At 60.2% G+C, this 15,327-nt stretch carries 18 protein-coding genes; 7 read left to right on the plus strand and 11 right to left on the minus strand.

The window, feature by feature from the left end:
• Positions 1-7: 7 nt before the first annotated feature.
• From phnL to phnG, 6 genes are read right to left on the minus strand one after another with little or no spacing between them, the layout of a single operon-like run.
• Positions 8-706 (minus strand): phosphonate C-P lyase system protein PhnL, encoded by a 699-nt coding sequence (phnL, locus tag PHQ58_RS10175; RefSeq protein ID WP_300110725.1) that lies wholly within the window; start codon positions 704-706, stop codon positions 8-10.
• A gap of 23 nt (positions 707-729) precedes the next feature.
• Entirely contained in the window at positions 730-1,602 is an 873-nt protein-coding gene (gene phnK / locus PHQ58_RS10180) for a phosphonate C-P lyase system protein PhnK (RefSeq protein WP_300110728.1), read from the minus strand.
• Complete coding sequence (locus tag PHQ58_RS10185; protein WP_300110730.1) at positions 1,599-2,516, minus strand: alpha-D-ribose 1-methylphosphonate 5-phosphate C-P-lyase PhnJ; 918 nt, start codon at positions 2,514-2,516, stop codon at positions 1,599-1,601. The genes phnK and PHQ58_RS10185 overlap by 4 nt, the downstream gene beginning before the upstream one ends.
• Entirely contained in the window at positions 2,513-3,712 is a 1,200-nt protein-coding gene (locus PHQ58_RS10190) for a carbon-phosphorus lyase complex subunit PhnI (RefSeq protein ID WP_300110733.1), read from the minus strand. The genes PHQ58_RS10185 and PHQ58_RS10190 overlap by 4 nt, the downstream gene beginning before the upstream one ends.
• Position 3,713: 1 nt before the next feature.
• The gene (phnH, locus tag PHQ58_RS10195) at positions 3,714-4,313 is read right to left on the minus strand and encodes a phosphonate C-P lyase system protein PhnH (protein ID WP_300110736.1); all 600 of its coding nucleotides are present in this window, start codon (positions 4,311-4,313) and stop codon (positions 3,714-3,716) included.
• The gene (gene phnG, locus PHQ58_RS10200) at positions 4,310-4,774 is read right to left on the minus strand and encodes a phosphonate C-P lyase system protein PhnG (protein WP_300110739.1); all 465 of its coding nucleotides are present in this window, start codon (positions 4,772-4,774) and stop codon (positions 4,310-4,312) included. Before phnG ends, phnH begins: the two co-directional genes overlap by 4 nt.
• A 380-nt stretch (positions 4,775-5,154) precedes the next feature.
• Between phnG and phnF the strand changes: the two genes are divergently transcribed.
• From phnF to phnN, 3 genes are read left to right on the plus strand one after another with little or no spacing between them, the layout of a single operon-like run.
• Positions 5,155-5,913: a phosphonate metabolism transcriptional regulator PhnF gene (gene phnF / locus PHQ58_RS10205; protein ID WP_300110742.1), complete on the plus strand. Its 759-nt coding sequence runs from the start codon at positions 5,155-5,157 to the stop codon at positions 5,911-5,913.
• Complete coding sequence (locus PHQ58_RS10210; RefSeq protein ID WP_300110745.1) at positions 5,910-6,605, plus strand: DUF1045 domain-containing protein; 696 nt, start codon at positions 5,910-5,912, stop codon at positions 6,603-6,605. The genes phnF and PHQ58_RS10210 overlap by 4 nt, the downstream gene beginning before the upstream one ends.
• On the plus strand, positions 6,602-7,153 hold the full coding sequence (gene phnN, locus PHQ58_RS10215) for a phosphonate metabolism protein/1,5-bisphosphokinase (PRPP-forming) PhnN (protein WP_300110748.1): 552 nt from the start codon (positions 6,602-6,604) through the stop codon (positions 7,151-7,153). The genes PHQ58_RS10210 and phnN overlap by 4 nt, the downstream gene beginning before the upstream one ends.
• 109 nt (positions 7,154-7,262) lie before the next feature.
• Here the strand turns inward: phnN and PHQ58_RS10220 are convergent, their stop codons facing one another.
• The 4 genes from PHQ58_RS10220 to phnC all read right to left on the minus strand — a co-directional run bounded on the left by PHQ58_RS10220 (position 7,263) and on the right by phnC (position 10,453).
• On the minus strand, positions 7,263-7,643 hold the full coding sequence (locus PHQ58_RS10220; RefSeq protein ID WP_300110751.1) for a GNAT family N-acetyltransferase: 381 nt from the start codon (positions 7,641-7,643) through the stop codon (positions 7,263-7,265).
• Between the two features lie 62 nt (positions 7,644-7,705).
• The gene (gene phnE / locus PHQ58_RS10225) at positions 7,706-8,515 is read right to left on the minus strand and encodes a phosphonate ABC transporter, permease protein PhnE (RefSeq protein ID WP_300110754.1); all 810 of its coding nucleotides are present in this window, start codon (positions 8,513-8,515) and stop codon (positions 7,706-7,708) included.
• A gap of 46 nt (positions 8,516-8,561) precedes the next feature.
• Positions 8,562-9,530, minus strand: a complete 969-nt coding sequence (gene phnD / locus PHQ58_RS10230) for a phosphonate ABC transporter substrate-binding protein (protein WP_300110757.1) — start codon at positions 9,528-9,530, stop codon at positions 8,562-8,564.
• Positions 9,531-9,571: 41 nt separating this feature from the next.
• Positions 9,572-10,453 (minus strand): phosphonate ABC transporter ATP-binding protein, encoded by an 882-nt coding sequence (phnC, locus tag PHQ58_RS10235; protein ID WP_300110759.1) that lies wholly within the window; start codon positions 10,451-10,453, stop codon positions 9,572-9,574.
• Positions 10,454-10,580: 127 nt separating this feature from the next.
• On the opposite strand from phnC, the gene PHQ58_RS10240 reads away from it, so the two are divergent.
• The 4 genes from PHQ58_RS10240 to PHQ58_RS10255 all read left to right on the plus strand — a co-directional run bounded on the left by PHQ58_RS10240 (position 10,581) and on the right by PHQ58_RS10255 (position 14,706).
• Positions 10,581-11,750: an MFS transporter gene (locus PHQ58_RS10240; RefSeq protein WP_300110761.1), complete on the plus strand. Its 1,170-nt coding sequence runs from the start codon at positions 10,581-10,583 to the stop codon at positions 11,748-11,750.
• A 174-nt stretch (positions 11,751-11,924) separates the two neighbouring features.
• On the plus strand, positions 11,925-12,950 hold the full coding sequence (locus tag PHQ58_RS10245) for an ABC transporter substrate-binding protein (protein WP_300110763.1): 1,026 nt from the start codon (positions 11,925-11,927) through the stop codon (positions 12,948-12,950).
• Position 12,951: 1 nt separating this feature from the next.
• The gene (locus PHQ58_RS10250) at positions 12,952-13,761 is read left to right on the plus strand and encodes an ABC transporter ATP-binding protein (protein WP_300110765.1); all 810 of its coding nucleotides are present in this window, start codon (positions 12,952-12,954) and stop codon (positions 13,759-13,761) included.
• A 117-nt stretch (positions 13,762-13,878) separates the two neighbouring features.
• Entirely contained in the window at positions 13,879-14,706 is an 828-nt protein-coding gene (locus tag PHQ58_RS10255; protein ID WP_300110769.1) for an ABC transporter permease, read from the plus strand.
• A gap of 12 nt (positions 14,707-14,718) precedes the next feature.
• On the opposite strand, the gene PHQ58_RS10260 is transcribed toward PHQ58_RS10255, so the two are convergent.
• Positions 14,719-15,279 (minus strand): hypothetical protein, encoded by a 561-nt coding sequence (locus tag PHQ58_RS10260; RefSeq protein ID WP_300110772.1) that lies wholly within the window; start codon positions 15,277-15,279, stop codon positions 14,719-14,721.
• Positions 15,280-15,327 lie beyond the last annotated feature (48 nt).

Genomic DNA, 15,327 nt, shown 5'->3' on the forward strand with positions numbered 1-15,327 from the left:
TTGAATATCAAACGGGGTTGCGGTGCTGCTCAACGTCAAAGCAGCGCGTGGCCACGGCCTCGCGCACTTCGTCGTCATGGAAGATGCCGACGATGGCTGAGCCTTGCGCGCGGGCGGCATGGATCAGTTCCACCACCACGCGCCGGTTGTCAGCGTCCAGCGAGGCGGTGGGCTCGTCCAGCAGCAGCACCGGCGGGGCTGTGATCATGCCGTGCGCAATGTTCACGCGCTGCTGCTCACCACCTGAGAACGTGGCGGGTGGCAAATGCCACAAATGTTCGTGCAGGTTCAGGCGTTGCAGCCACTGCGCTGCTTGTTTGCGTGCTTCTTCGGCACCCACACCAAGTCGACGCAGCGGGTCGGCCACGATGTCGAGCGTGGACACACGCGGAATCACGCGCAGAAACTGCGACACATAGCCCAGCGTGCGGCGGCGCACGTCAAACACCTCGCGCGGGGCGGCTGTGGACAGGCTGACCCAATCACCTGAATGACGAATGCGCACCTCGCCGCTGCTGGCGCCATAGTTGCCGTACAGGCAACGCAACAAGGAGCTTTTGCCGCTGCCGGAGTGGCCAGTGAGCGCCAGGCATTCACCCGCTTGCACGCTCAAGTCAATGCCAGCAAACACCGGCAACTGCAGGCCGCCACGCCCATGCAGTGTGAAGGTTTTGGACAGGGCGAGGGTTTCGATCAGTGCGGTCATGGGATTAAATTCAAGGTAGGGGCTCATGGTGTCAGCACCGAGGACACCAGCAGTTGGGTGTAGGGGTGCTGGGGGTCGTCCAGCACGCGGTCAGTCAGGCCTTGTTCGACCACCTGACCGTCTTTCATAACCAGCATGCGTTGCGCCAACAGGCGGGCCACGGCGAGGTCGTGGGTGACGACCACGGCGGCCAGTTGCAACTCGTCCACCAATTCACGCAACAAGTCCAACAGGCGGGCTTGTACCGACACGTCCAGACCGGTGGTGGGCTCATCCATGAACACCAGGCGCGGGTGGGTGACCAGGTTGCGGGCAATCTGCAGGCGCTGCTGCATGCCGCCGGAGTAGGTGCCGGGCAGGTCGTCAATACGTCCGGTGTCGAGTTCCACACGCTGCAGCCATGTGATCGCCTCGCTGCGCAGATTGCCGTAATGCCTGGCCCCCAGTGCCATCAGGCGCTCACCCACATTAGCCCCGCCAGAGACATTCATGCGCAGGCCATCTCTCGCATGTTGTTCCACAAAACCCCAATCGGTACGTGCCAACCAGCGCAGGCGCGCCTCTGACAACGCGGCCAAATCGACCAAACCGCTGGCTTCATTGGCAGATTCAGACCGCACGTCGTAGTGCACCGAGCCCTCGTCGCAAGTCAGCCGTGCCGCCAGCAAACGTAACAGCGTGCTTTTGCCCGATCCGGACTCACCTACCACCGCCAGCACCTCGCCCGGGTACAGGTCAAAACTCACATCGCGGCAGGCCCAGCGCGACTGGCCCTGGTGCACAAAGGCCTTACCCGCCTGACGCGCCGACAACAACACCGGCGGACTCACTGAAAAACCGTCCTGCGGCGCACTGCCGTGCGAGTTGGCTTGGGGGCGGCCCGGTGCGGCGCTCATGCGGCCTCCAATTCGCTGGGCATCAACGTGTCGGTGGCCAAGGCATCGTACAGCGTCACCGCTTGCTGCGTGCCGACATGGCCGGCGTCACGCCGCTCCTCGCAATAGTCGCTGTCCGAGCACACAAAGAGGCGGCTGCCCGCGTCGTCCACAATCATTTCGTCCAGATAACTCTCCGTGGCGCCGCACAAGGCACAAGCATGGTCCCAGTGCTGCACCTCAAACGGGTGGTCTTCAAAGTCCAGGCTGCGCACGGGCGTATACGGAGGAATAGCGTACAGGCGCTTTTCACGCCCGGCGCCAAAGAGCTGCAAGGCCGGGTTCATGTGCATCTTGGGGTTGTCGAACTTTGGAATGGGTGACGGTGACATCAGGTAACGCTCATTGACCATGACCGGATAGTCATAGGCGTGTGAGATGGCACCCAGCTGCGCAATGTCTTCGTACAGGCGCACATGCATCAGACCGTACTCGCTTAACGCATGCATCTTGATGGTCTCGCGTCGGCTGGGTTCCAGCTTGGACAGCGGCTCGGGCATGGGCACCTGGTAGACCAGCGTCTGCAACTCGGTCAGGGCGGCCTCCGGGATGCGGTGTCGCGTCTGGATCAGCGTGGCCTCGCGCGTTTTCTCGGTGGTTGTCACGCCGGTGGTACGGGCAAAGAAGCGCCGGATGTTGACCGCGTTGGTGGTGTCGTCCGCGCCCTGGTCAATCACCTTCAGGACATCGGATAAGCCAATGATGCTGGCCGTGATCTGCACGCCGCCGGTACCCCAGCCATAGGCAAAAGGCATCTCGCGTGAGCCAAACGGCACCTGGTAGCCAGGCACCGCCACGGCCTTGAGCAAGGCGCGGCGGATGCGTTTTTTGGTGCGTTCGTCAAGGAAGGCAAAGTTGTAGTGTGTGTCCATCATGCGGCCTCTTGCTGGGTCGGGTTGAAAGGGTTGGCGTTGCCTTGTGCTGCCTTGGCATGGGCCTGGCGCAACCTGCGCACCAATTCGAGTTCAGCCTGAAAGTCCACGTAGTGCGGCAGCTTCAAGTGCTGCACAAAACCAGACGCCTCGACGTTGTCGGCGTGTGACAGCACAAACTCCTCGTCCTGCGCAGGGGCCACACGCGGTTCGCCCAACTCATCGGCGCGCAGGGCGCGGTCCACCAGAGCCATCGCCATGGTCTTGCGCTCGGCCCCGCCAAAGGCCAGGCCATAGCCTTGGGTGAACTGTGGCGGCACCTCGCGGCTGCCGTTGAACTGATTGATCATCTGGCACTCGGTAACTTCCAGGTTACCAATGTCAATGGCAAAGCCGAGTTCATCGGGCACCAGTTCTACGCTGACCGTGCCGCGCCGGATTTCGCCTGCAAACGGGTGCGAGTTGGCGTAACCGCGCTGGGTGGAGTAGCCCATGGCCAGCAGCCAGCCCTCGTCACCCCGCGCCAGCGCTTGCAAGCGCAAGGCGCGGTCGGCCGGGAACATCAATGGGTCACGGGTCAGGTCGCCCGGTGGCGCCGCGTCAAAAGGCTGCGGTGTTTCCAGCAGACCCTCGCGCGCCAGCAGATCGTTGATGCGCGGCACGGTGGCCGGTCCCGATGTGGCACAGGCCTGCACATCAGGCGCGTTCATGGACACCGGTGGACACGGCGAGGGCCGCGCGCTTAAGCCCTGCGCCATAGCCCCGGCATCGGCCTGGCCGCAGGTCTCGCCTTCGGCCAGCAATGCAAAGTCCAGCAGGCGCTGGGTGTAGTCGTACGTTGGCCCGAGCAACTGACCGCCCGGCACCTCCTTGAAGGTGGCCGAGATGCGCCGCACCAGCGCAATACGCGCGGTGTCCAGCGGCTCGCTGTAGCCCAGGCGCGGCAAGGTGGTGCGGTAGGCGCGCAGCAGGAAAATTGCCTCCATCAAATCACCGCTGGCTTGCTTGATGGCCAGGGCGGCCAGCTCGGGGTCGTACAACGAGCCCTCGCTCATCACCCGGTCCACTGCCAGCGTAAGTTGCGAGCGAATTTGCGCCACTGACAACTCAGCAATAGTGATGTCACCCCGACGTTGTTTTTCCAGCAACTGCCAGGAACTCTCGATGGCGGCAGCGCCGCCTTTGACTGCAACATACATGTCAGACTCCTTCCAATCGACGCACGCGTGTTGTGCGCGGCAGGCCCAGGGCCGCTTCGCCACAGGTGAAGATGATGTCCACACCCTGTGGAAAAGCCGCATGGTTGGCTTGCCACTGCGTCCAGAAATTTGCGGGCAAGCCTTGCAGGCCAACACGCTGCACCGTCTGAATGCCGGGGCCATGCCAGGCCAGCACCGGCCCATCCGTCAAGCTGGGCAGCTCAATCAACAGGGTGGTGGAAAACTCGGGGGCAGCAGCCGTGCCAGCAGCAAAATCCGCCAAGTCAAACCCCTGCCCCAGATCGGCGAACACCGCAAAACTGGCAACAGCAGGCGCGTCGGCAACCGGTGCGCCCACATGAAAACGCAGCCAGCGCTGCAGGCCCGTGCCCTCACACTGCCACCACACGGGGGTGTCGTCATCGCTCAGGCTCAGCAGCAAACGCGCCATGGCGCCACCCAGCGCCACACCCGGCAACGCCGGACCAATCACACGGATTTTTCCTGGCCGGGCCAACGCGTCAAGCACGGCACGAAACGCCTGCTGCGCGTCATGAACAGCGTCGGGCAGGCCAGCCGCCAAAGCCTGTGTGCCGTTCATGCTTCACCCCGCACAAAGGTGAAGAATTCGACCTTGGAGGCGGCCACAGCCTGCTGCTTTTCTCCCCGGGCTTGCGCTTGTGTCACGGCCAGAGGCGCTATCACCTGGCGTTGCAAGCGGTCATGGTGTTGCGGGTCTTGCAGCATGGCGTCAAACAAGGCGGCCAGTTCCGCCCGCCGCTTGTCACGGCCCAGTGCATAAGACACGCCCAACGGGCCGTCCCCAAGCCGTAATGCGCATCGCACCACACTGGCCTCGCCCAGGTTGAACGGGTTGCCAGTGCCGCCGATCCGGCCGCGCAGCATCACCATGCCGATCTCTGGCGGGCGCACGGACTGCAGCTGGGAAAGCTCACTTCTTGCAGGCGCCATGCCTTCGAGTTCGGCCAGCGTGGCGCGCGCCAACACGGCCAGCCAGGCCGGTCGCGTGGGGTAATCGCTTGTCAGGTTGTGGTGTGTCATAGGGGTGTTTGAAGCAGTCAGCCAAGTTAAAAACCAGGGCACGTCTGTTTGAAAGTCGAAGTGCATGCCGGGTAGTTGACGTTGTCAACATGAAGGATTTATGACAATCAAACCCACCGCACCTGCTTTGCGCGGCTGACGGTCGCATACGCCCAAGCATGGGCCATGCACCCACACCGACACCCCTTGTTCACTATTTTATTTATAGCGTCTTACGCTTAATATACGAGGGTTACAGCCTTGTTTTATATATATTTAGTCCCACCAACAGCATTTGTCATACAGATGTCTAAATCAGTCACTAAAGTGGCTGCAGCGCGTACCCGTTGCCGCAAATCACGTACCTCACACGCAACCCGCTTCATTGACCAGGAAGACGCATGACATTCGGACAACTTATCACCAGCCCTCCCGGGCGGCGCAGCGGTGTGACCGTCTGGCGGCAAATTGCCGACACGCTTACCACCGAGATTCGTGACCGCGCCTATGCAGACACCGGCCGCCTGCCCGGCGAAGTGGCGCTGGCGGCACGCTTTGGTGTGAACCGCCACACGCTGCGCCAGGCCGTGGCCGCGCTGCAAAGCGAAGGACTGGTGCGCATTGAGCCGGGGCGCGGCATGTTTGTGCAACATGAGTTGCTGGACTACGCACTGTCAAAACGCACCCGCTTCAGTGAAAACCTGCTGCGCCAGGGCTTGCTGCCCAGCAAGCAACTGCTGACCGCGCGTGACATGCCAGCCCCTGAGCGTGCTGCGCTTGAACTCAAGCTAGACAGGGGTGCCAAGGTGTTGATGGTGGAGACGCTGGACGAGGCCAATGGTGAACCCATCGGCCTGGCCACCGCTTATTACCCGGCGCTTCGCTTTGGCGGCTTGCTGGAGATGCTGGCCGATGGCATGCGCAGCACCGACATTCTCAAACATTTTGATGTGCAGGACTATGTGCGCTCACAAAGCCGCATCACCACCCAACTGCCCAGCGACGAAACCGCGCGCCTGCTGAAGCAGCCCGCCACCCGGCCGCTCTTGTGCGTGGAATGTCTGGATGTGGACATGCAGGGCACACCCATCAAATATGGTGAAACCGTTTTTTGTGGCGACCGCGTGCAACTGGTGGTCAATACCGGGGACAACGCATGACACCGCGCTACGCCATCTATTTCGCACCCGCGCAAGGCTCACCGTGGTGGGAATTCGGCACCCGCTGGCTTGGCCGAGATGAATACCACGACGTTCAGATTGCCCAGCACGCGCTGGCACAGATCGCACCCGCCGAGTTGCATGCAGCCACTGAGCAGCCACGCCGCTACGGATTTCACGCCACGTTGAAAGCGCCCTTTGCCTTGCGTGGTGGTTACACCCTGGACGACCTGATCACGCGCATGAAAGCGCTGGCGACCACACTCAGGCCGGTGGCGCTGGGGCCGATGCAAGCCGCCATGCTGGGCGACTTTGTGGCGCTGGTGCCAGTCAAGGTGCCCGGCGAATTGGCGGCCCTGGCTACCGCCTGCGTCACCGGGATTGACGATTTGCGTGCGCCCTTGTCTGCGGCTGACCTGCTCCGCCGCAGGGTAAGTAACCTGGATGCGCGTGAACAGGCACTGCTGGCCCAGTATGGCTACCCCTATGTGCTGGAGCGTTACCGTTTGCACCTCACCCTGAGCGGGCCGGTGGCCCCGCCCATGGCAGAACTTATCCTGCAAGCGGCGGCTAACCCCGTGGCAGAGCTGAATGAAAAAGCGCCGTTGGTGCTGGACCGGATCTGCCTGTTTATTGAGTCATCACTGGGGCAGTCCTTCACACGTTTGGCTGATGCGGAGTTTCCAGCATGAGCGGCCTGTGGGTGTTTGTGTGCGGCCCCTCGGGCGCGGGCAAGGACAGTGTGCTGGGCTGGGCCGCGCAAGAACTTGCCGCGCGGGAGGACATTGTGTTTGCCCGCCGCTTGGTCACACGCGCCGCACACCCGGGCTCCGACCACGATGAGGTCACCCCGGAACAGTTTGCGCGCCTGATGGACTGCGGCGGCCTAGCCTGGCGCTGGCAGGCGCACGGGTTTCACTATGGCATTGAGGCGCGCTACGCCGCGCTGGTGGCAGCAGGCCGCGTGGTGGTGGTGAATGGCTCACGCGAACATGTCAACACGCTGCAGGCCTCAGAGCAACTGCGCGTGGTGCAGATTGAGGTTGACGCCGCGCAACTCGCCGCACGGTTGGCTCAGCGTAGCCGCGACACCCCCCAAGAGGTAGCCAAGCGACTGGCCCGCAACGCGCTCTTTACCGATCTGTACGCGGACTGCACCATCGTTAACCAAAGTGAGCTCACCAATGCCGGCCGCCAACTGGTGGACTACCTGGTGGGTGGGGCGCTGTTGCCGTTGTGAGATGGCGCGTGCGTTGGCAGCGAGTGCTCGTTTAGCACACTGAACCGAGGCTTGCTCTTGCAGTGCACCCTCACGCCTTTCCACGCTACGCTGCCTATGCCGCAGAGTGTCAAACGTTCTCACCACCTTTGCGCACAAAAGAAAAACGTTGAATGTCGGTGCGCCGTTTCCATCCTTGACTGCCCCAGTAGGTTTGCGCAAGTTGATTTGTTGTCAAGACATCAATATGCGCCTTCACTATCCCATTCTTTTCAAGTGCCGCCAGACAATGTTCCACCAGCTCGTTTGCAATGCCCTTGCGTCGATGGCCAGGCAACACCAACAAATGCTGCAAATAGCCTCGACGACCATCGTGTCCACACATGGCGCAACCCACCAGCACCTCATTGACGAGGGCAATGAAACTCAGGTTCGGGTTGCGAAGCAGGTAGCGTTGGGTGCCTTCATATGAATCAGCATCACGTACCGTCACGCCGGGCGTTTGCTTCATGAGGTCCATGACCGCAGGGTGGTCATGGATTGACATTGCCCTGATGGCGTGCACTTCTGGCCTCAAATGAGCGTTTTACGGATCTGCGCTGAAATCACGTCAATCATCGTCACCGTGACAATGATGATGATCATCACGGCGCAGGTTTCGGCGTATTGAAAGCCGCGAATGATCTCCCACAAAATCACGCCAATGCCACCCGCACCCACCATGCCCACCACCGAGGCGGACCGTACGTTCGACTCAAACCGGTACAGCGAATACGAAATCCAAAGCGGCAACACCTGCAGGATGATGCCGTAGACAATTTCCTCCAGCGCATGGGCACCTGTGGCGCGGATGCCTTCAACCGGCTGGGCGTCGATGGATTCCACCGCCTCAGAAAACAGCTTGGCCAGAATACCGGTGGTGTGCACAAAAAGGGCCAGCACCCCGGCAAAAGGTCCCAGGCCAACCGCCACGATGAACAGCATGGCAAACACCATTTCGTTGATGGCGCGGGCTGCATCCATCAGGCGACGAATCGGTTGGTGAACCCACCACGGCGTGATGTTGGACGAAGACAGCAATCCCAGCGGCACGGCAAACACCACCGCCAGCCCGGTACCCCAAAGCGCGATCTGCACGGTGACCACCATCTCTTGCAAATACATGCGCCAGTCAGTGAAATTTGGTGGAAAAAAATCAGCCGCATAAGTGGCCATGTTGCCCGCATCGCGCACCAAATCGAACGGGCGCATGTCGGCACCCTGCCAGGAGCCCGCGAGCAAGGCCAGCAGCGCGCCCCAGGCCAGCAGACTCATCAAGCTAGCGCGAGGCGGCTGCGGGGTTGGCGCGGCAGGCAAAATCCTGACACCTGCGGGCGCGCTCATGCCAGCACCTCATAAAAATCAAACTTTGCTTGAGGTGCCAGCCGCATCACTGCACCTTGCCGAGCGCGGCCAACTGCTTGTCGATGTCGGCCAGTTTGGTCTGTTTGTCGGCAGCAGCCAGTGTGGCATCTGATTCAAACTTGTTGCGTGCCTTGAACAGCTCAAGTTGGCGAATCGGAATCAGCTGGTCGTTGGTGGAGGCCTTGAAGCCGGAGAGTTTTGACAGCTTGAACAAGGCATCTTTTTCCTGCTGGCCGCCCTGGCCAAAGGTGTAGAAGAAATCACGCACCCGGGCCTTGGTGGCTTCAGGCAGGTCTTTGCGAATCACCAGCGGGTCCAACGGAATCAGTGGCGACGTCCAGATGACGCGAATGTCGTTGAACTTCTCGGGCAGCTTGCCTTTGAGCTTGTCCAAGTTTTCACTGTTGTTGGTGGCCACATCCACCTGTTTGTTGGCTACGGCCAAGGCATTGGTTTCATGGTTGGCGCCACGGGTGAGCTTGAAGAAAGTCTTGGGGTCAATCTTGTTCTGCGCAAAGACGTAATAACTTGGCACCAGAAAGCCTGACGTCGAGTTTGGATCACCATTGCCAAACGACAGGTTTTTGCCTTGTTTTAGCATGTCAGCCAATGATTTGAGTGGGCTGTCCTTGTGCACGATCAGGTGCGAGTAGTAGCCCTTTGTGCCATCGGCGTTGACCATTTGGGCAAACACCTCACCACCGGCTCGGTCCACCGCTTCCATCGCCGACTTGTTGCCAAACCAGGCGACATGCACCTTGTTGAAGCGCATGCCTTCGATGATCCCGGCGTAATCCGAGGCAAAAAATGCATTCACCTTCATGCCGGTTTTTTGACTCATGGCGTCCAGAATCGGTTGCCAGTCAGACTTCAGGTTTTGCGATGATTCGGTTGAGATGATGCCAAAATTGAGTTCCTTTAGTTCCTGAGCCGTCACGGGGTTCATGGCGATGAGTGCGGCGCCAGCCAGTCCGGCGAGCAGTTTCTTGATCATGGTGATTTCCTTTGAAGTTTGAGAAGAGAGAAAAATCGAATTCAGGCCGCGCAAGCCTGCGGGACATGTGCTGCCAGCGGGGCAGGCCAGACCAGGTGCACGGCCGCCGGCTTGCTGTCTTGCAGGCTGGAGATGTGGTCGCCAAGCGACAGGATGTCGTCGGCTTCGGCACCATACAGTTCGCGCAGCAAGGTGGGGGTAAGCGCAGCGGATGGCCCGTCGTACACCACCCGGCCCTGATGCAGGGCCACGGTGCGCGGGCAATATTTCATGGCCACATTGACCTGGTGCAGCGACACCACCACGGTGCATTTGTCCTCGCGATTCACCTGCGCCAGAATGTCCATCACCTTGCGGGAAGACTCCGGGTCAAGCGAGGCAATTGGCTCATCCGCCAGAATCACCTGGGCGCCCTGCACCATGGCACGGGCAATGGCTGCGCGCTGCTGCTGGCCGCCCGACAGCGTTGACGCACGCTGGTCGCAGCACTCAGCGATGCCAACACGCCGTAAGGCCTCAACCCCACGGATGCGCTCGGCGGGCGTGAACCAGCGCAGCAGGCTGCGCCACAACGGCACCCGGTGCAGCGTACCCGCCAGCACATTGACGATCACCGGCAAGCGGTCCACCAGATTGAATTGCTGAAAGACAAAACCGATGCGGGCACGCGTGCGGCGAATGTCAGATGCGATTTTTCCGTTTTTCTGCACGGTCTTGCCATGGATCTGGATCAGACCGTGGCCCGCGCCGTCCCCGGCCATCAAGCCTGCCATGTGACGTAGCAAGGTGGACTTGCCAGAACCCGAGGCACCAATCAGCGCCACCATTTCACCTGCATGAATGGTCAGATGAATGTCATGCAGCGCCTTGCGCCCGCCGCGAAATGTCTTGTTCAATGCATTGATGTGAATCGCCGTGCCCATGCTAACTCCTGGTTAATGCGCCAAAGTTAACGGGGCAACATGTCAAATAGATGTCAATCGGCAAGGCCTGTGGCTGGCACTGAACCTGCGAAAATGCTGGCCTTACTCTCCACCCTGACATCTCCCCATGAACCGACACCTCTGGCTACTGGCCATTTGCCAGGGACTCTTCCTGACCAACAACGTCACCTTCATTGCCATCAACGGCTTGGTGGGTTTCAGTCTGGCCCCCTTGGGCTGGATGGCCACGCTGCCGGTGATGGGTTATGTGGTGGGTGGGGCGTTTTCGACCGGGCTGGTGGCCAAGACACAGCACCGTTTTGGTCGCAAAACGTCGTTTCAAATGGGGCTGGTGGTGGCTTGCTTAAGCGCCCTGTTGTGTGCCTACGCCGCCTGGAGCCGCAACTTCTGGCTGCTGTGCGCCGCCACCGTGGTGGCTGGCTACTACAACGCCAATGCCAACCTTTACCGTTTTGCCGCCGCCGAGCTGGCAAGCGCGGGTTACAAGGAAAAAGCCGTGTCGATGGTGATGGCCGGTGGCCTGATTGGTGCCGTGGCCGGGCCGAACCTGGCGGCGCAGACACGCACGCTCACCACCGTGCCTTTCATGGGCGCATATTTGGCGCTTGCCGGGGTAGCGCTGTTGTCGATGGCCGTGCTGGCTTTCATCACGTTTCCACCCACACCGGCCAAAAAACTCAATGATGACGGTCGTCCCCTGCGCGAAATCATGCGCCAGCCGATGTTCATCGTGGCTGCGGTCAGTGGCGCGCTGGGCTTTGGCGTGATGAACCTGCTGATGGCCGCCACGCCGCTGGCCATGCAGCAGTGCAGCCTGCCTTTCAGTGATGTGGCGCTGGTGCTGGAATGGCATGTGATTGGCATGTTTGCCCCGGGCTTTTTTACTGGCCATTTGATCAAGCGTTTTGGTGTCCTGCCCATCATGGGCATTGGCGTGGTGCTCAACGCGGTATGCATCGCCATCGCGCTCTCGGGCGTGGACCTGCACCAGTTTTTGATTGCCCTGTTTTTGCTAGGTGTGGGCTGGAATTTTCTGTTCACTGGCAGCACCACCTTGTCACTGCAAACCTACACGCCTCAAGAGAAAGACCGGGCGCAAGGCGCGCTGAATTTCTTTGTGTTTGCCACCACCGCAGTCAGTTCATTTGCCTCTGGTGTGCTGGTGACCACCCAAGGCTGGCAATTGCTCAACATGGGCTCCCTGATACCTGTGGCACTCACAGGTGCTGCCCTGATCTGGCTGGCACGCCACCCCAGCCGCAGGGCGATAGCGTGACTCGGTGAAGCGACACACGCTGGAAAGGGCCATGAATTTTGTAGCTGTTTGCCCATACTGAACAAGGGCGCGGGCACTCTGGTTTACCCTCGCCTTGACTTGGGCAAGTATGATTTGTCCGTGGCAGCCACCCAAGAAGCTGCCCATCCATTCATAACTTTGGAGACAAATCCCATGCAAAGACGACACCTGATTGCGGGCGGCCTCGCTGCCGCCACCCTGCCTCACTGGGCGCTGGCGCAAGTGCTTGAAAAACCCAAAGTCACCCTGGCCGTAGGCGGCAAAAATTTGCTGTATTACCTGCCTTTAACCATTGCCGAACAGTTGGGCTACTTCAAGGCCGAGGGGCTAGACGTGACCATCGTCGACTTTGCCGGTGGCGCCAAAGCCCTGCAAGCGGTGGTGGGCGGCAGTGCCGATGTGGTCTCAGGGGCGTTTGAACACACCGTCAACATGCAGTTCAAGGGCCAAAAGATGCGTGCTTTTGTGCTGCAGGGCGCAGCACCGCAAATTGTGCTGGGCATCAACCCCAAAACCATGCCCAACTACAAGTCGATTGCCGACCTGAAGGGCAAAAAAATCGGCGTGTCAGCGCCGGGCAGCTCGACCAACGTCATGGTCAACTTCATTCTGGCCAAAGCCGGCCTGAAGCCCACCGATGTCAGCATCATTGGCGTGGGCACAGGCAACGGCGCTGTCGCCGCCATGCGTTCTGGCCAAATTGACGCCATGAGCAACCTCGACCCGGTCATCACCCTGCTGCAGCGCTCGGGCGACCTGAAAATTGTGTCGGACACCCGTAACGTGGTCGAATCTGACAAGGTGTTTGGCGGCCCCATGCCCGCTGGCTGCCTGTATGCGCCACAAGCTTTTATTGACAAAAACCCCAACACCACGCAAGCCCTGACCAACGCCATGGTGCGCGCCAACAAATGGATCCAGAAGGCCGGCGCGGCAGAGATCATCAAGGCTGTGCCCGAAGGCTTTTTGCTGGGTGACCGCGCGGTCTACATTGACGCCTTCCTGGCCGCCAAAGGTGCCTTGTCACCAGACGGCATGATTCCGGAAAAAGGTGCCCAGACGGCGTTCAAAGCACTGGCCAGTGTGGACGACAAGATCGCCGCAGCCAAGCTGGATTTGATGGCGGTCTACACCAACGACTTCGTCAAAAAGGCCAACGCCAAATACCCCAAGGGTTGACATGACAGCAGCCCTCACGCTGCAGGACGTGGCCTGCACCTTTGTCAGCAAGGACAAGCCCGGCCAGCGTTACACGGCAGTGCAAGATGTCAACCTGACGGTGGCCGCCGGCGAGTTTGTCAGCGTGGTTGGGCCCACGGGCTGCGGCAAAAGCACGCTGTTGAATGTGGGCGCCGGGCTGCTGAGTCCGAGCGTGGGCACGGTGCAGGTCTTTGGCCAGCCGCTGACGGGCATCAACCGGCGTGCCGGTTACATGTTTCAGGCCGACAGCCTGATGCCCTGGCGCACGGCGCTGGAAAACGTGTCGGCCGGTTTGCAGTTTCACGGCGTGGCCGAGGCGCAAGCGGCAGCCCAGGCCAACGACTGGCTGCGACGCGTCGGTCTGGGTGGTTTTGGCGACCGTTACCCGCACCAGATGAGCGGCGGCATGCGCAAGCGCGTGAGCCTGGCGCAAACGCTGGTGCTTGACCCCGACATTATTTTGATGGACGAGCCATTTTCAGCCTTGGACATCCAGACCCGCCAATTGATGGAAAACGAGTTGCTCGACATCTGGCAGGCCAAGAAAAAGGCGGTGCTGTTCATCACCCATGACCTCGACGAAGCCATCGCCCTGAGCGACCGCGTGGTGGTGATGAGCGCCGGGCCGGGCAGCCATCCGATGGGTGATTTCCGCATTGACATCGAACGCCCGCGTGACGTGGCCGAGATCAAGACCACGCCACGTTTTCTGGAGTTGCACGCAGCCATTTGGGCGGTGCTGCGTGAGGAAGTGCTCAAGGGTTACCAACAACAACTGAAAGCGGCATGACTTCATGAAGTGTCTAGCGCAGTGGCTGGCTTTGGCGGCTGACGATTTCTGGTACCCCAGTACGAGGAAGCCGTCAAAGACTGCCGCTGTGCGGGTGTCGCAAAAAAATAGGCATTTATGTGGAAACTGATCAAACCCAAAAACGGTAATTTATGGCTCTGGCAGCTGAGCCTGCTGGTGGCCCTGTTTGTCTTTTGGCATGTGATGACCGTGCCGGGCTTGATCCCGCCGATGATGTTTGACAACGACAGCCAGGCCGCTTTTTTCTTTGGCGAGCCGCTGAAGATGTTCGAACGCATCTGGGCATGGTTTGTGACAGATGCTGACATTTACCAACACCTGGGCGTGACGCTGGCCGAAACCCTGATGGCTTTCGCCGTGGGCGCCGGGCTGGGGCTGGGCGGTGGCCTGTGGCTGGCGCTGGCACCCATGGCATCGGCCATTCTTGAGCCTTACATCAAGGCCATGAACGCCATGCCGCGCATCATTTTGGCGCCCATTTTCTCCGTCTGGTTTGGCCTGGGCATGGGCTCCAAGGTGGCACTGGGCGTCACGCTGGTGTTTTTCATTGTGTTTTTCAACGTTTATCAGGGCGTGAAAGAGGTGAGCCCGGTGGTGCTGGCCAATGCCCGCATGCTGGGTGCCGATGCGCGCCAATTGCTGCGCCATGTGTACCTGCCCAGCGCCACCAGCTGGGTGTTCAGCTCATTGCACACCAGCGTCGGGCTGGCTTTTGTCGGCGCGGTGGTGGGGGAGTATTTGGGTTCCAGCCAGGGCGTGGGTTATTTGATTTTGCAGGCCGAAGGCAGCTTTGACATCAACACCGTGATGGCCGGCATTGTGGTGCTGACCGTCTTTGCGCTGCTACTTGACAGCTTGGTGGGGATGCTTGAGAAACGCCTGATGAAGTGGCAACCACGCTCTGGCGAGACAGAAAAACTGTAGCGGGACGGCGCTTCACTGGGTTGTCAGCATTGCAGGGCCAATTTCCTGAAACGGGCCCAGGGGGTTGGTTCTGACCTCAACCTCATTGATGGCGGGCTGCCCACCCCATGAGCGGTACACCACGAGGTCATCCACAAATAAAATCAGCGCGTCCAGCCGCCAGCCGGTGGTCTCGGTGCGGCGCTTGAAGTTGGTGAAATCGGTCCAGAAATTGCCAGTGCGTACCCGGGACATTCTGGACTCGGTGACCTCCATGCCGCGGCAGGCATCGCGCGCCTCCAGACACTTCAAGATGCCGGGGTCCAGGTCTTCGCGCTTGAGCAAACTGGTGGGCACAAACAGCCGCACCACGTCGGCATGTGTCAACAACTTGATGTTGGGGTGCGACTTGAGATTGAAGCCATTGTTTTCAAGCGATTGCCGGTCGCTTTTCATTGGCTGCAGCTTCTCTACGGCAGCGCGCGCTTCGTCAAAACTCTGGAAGTTAGACGCATCGGTAGACGCTTTGGGCAGCATGGATGAACAGGCGCTGGTCAGCAGCACCAGTGCCATCGCACCAAACAGCTTTTTCATGACATCAATCCCCTTGGGTGAACCACTTTTGCGCTAGCTTGCGTCTTG

The organism is Rhodoferax sp. (genome assembly GCF_028688795.1).
Classification (GTDB): domain Bacteria; phylum Pseudomonadota; class Gammaproteobacteria; order Burkholderiales; family Burkholderiaceae_C; genus Rhodoferax.

Coding starts and splice junctions, on each gene's coding strand:
- phnL (WP_300110725.1), bottom strand. CDS start 706: ATGACCGCACTGATCGAAACCCTCGCCCTGTCCAAAACCTTCACACTG.
- PHQ58_RS10210 (WP_300110745.1), top strand. CDS start 5,910: ATGACACCGCGCTACGCCATCTATTTCGCACCCGCGCAAGGCTCACCG.
- PHQ58_RS10190 (WP_300110733.1), bottom strand. CDS start 3,712: ATGTATGTTGCAGTCAAAGGCGGCGCTGCCGCCATCGAGAGTTCCTGG.
- PHQ58_RS10240 (WP_300110761.1), top strand. CDS start 10,581: ATGAACCGACACCTCTGGCTACTGGCCATTTGCCAGGGACTCTTCCTG.
- PHQ58_RS10260 (WP_300110772.1), bottom strand. CDS start 15,279: ATGAAAAAGCTGTTTGGTGCGATGGCACTGGTGCTGCTGACCAGCGCC.
- PHQ58_RS10250 (WP_300110765.1), top strand. CDS start 12,952: ATGACAGCAGCCCTCACGCTGCAGGACGTGGCCTGCACCTTTGTCAGC.
- phnN (WP_300110748.1), top strand. CDS start 6,602: ATGAGCGGCCTGTGGGTGTTTGTGTGCGGCCCCTCGGGCGCGGGCAAG.
- phnH (WP_300110736.1), bottom strand. CDS start 4,313: ATGAACGGCACACAGGCTTTGGCGGCTGGCCTGCCCGACGCTGTTCAT.
- PHQ58_RS10220 (WP_300110751.1), bottom strand. CDS start 7,643: ATGAAGCAAACGCCCGGCGTGACGGTACGTGATGCTGATTCATATGAA.
- phnF (WP_300110742.1), top strand. CDS start 5,155: ATGACATTCGGACAACTTATCACCAGCCCTCCCGGGCGGCGCAGCGGT.
- phnE (WP_300110754.1), bottom strand. CDS start 8,515: ATGAGCGCGCCCGCAGGTGTCAGGATTTTGCCTGCCGCGCCAACCCCG.
- phnD (WP_300110757.1), bottom strand. CDS start 9,530: ATGATCAAGAAACTGCTCGCCGGACTGGCTGGCGCCGCACTCATCGCC.
- phnC (WP_300110759.1), bottom strand. CDS start 10,453: ATGGGCACGGCGATTCACATCAATGCATTGAACAAGACATTTCGCGGC.
- PHQ58_RS10185 (WP_300110730.1), bottom strand. CDS start 2,516: ATGATGGACACACACTACAACTTTGCCTTCCTTGACGAACGCACCAAA.
- PHQ58_RS10255 (WP_300110769.1), top strand. CDS start 13,879: ATGTGGAAACTGATCAAACCCAAAAACGGTAATTTATGGCTCTGGCAG.
- phnK (WP_300110728.1), bottom strand. CDS start 1,602: ATGAGCGCCGCACCGGGCCGCCCCCAAGCCAACTCGCACGGCAGTGCG.
- PHQ58_RS10245 (WP_300110763.1), top strand. CDS start 11,925: ATGCAAAGACGACACCTGATTGCGGGCGGCCTCGCTGCCGCCACCCTG.
- phnG (WP_300110739.1), bottom strand. CDS start 4,774: ATGACACACCACAACCTGACAAGCGATTACCCCACGCGACCGGCCTGG.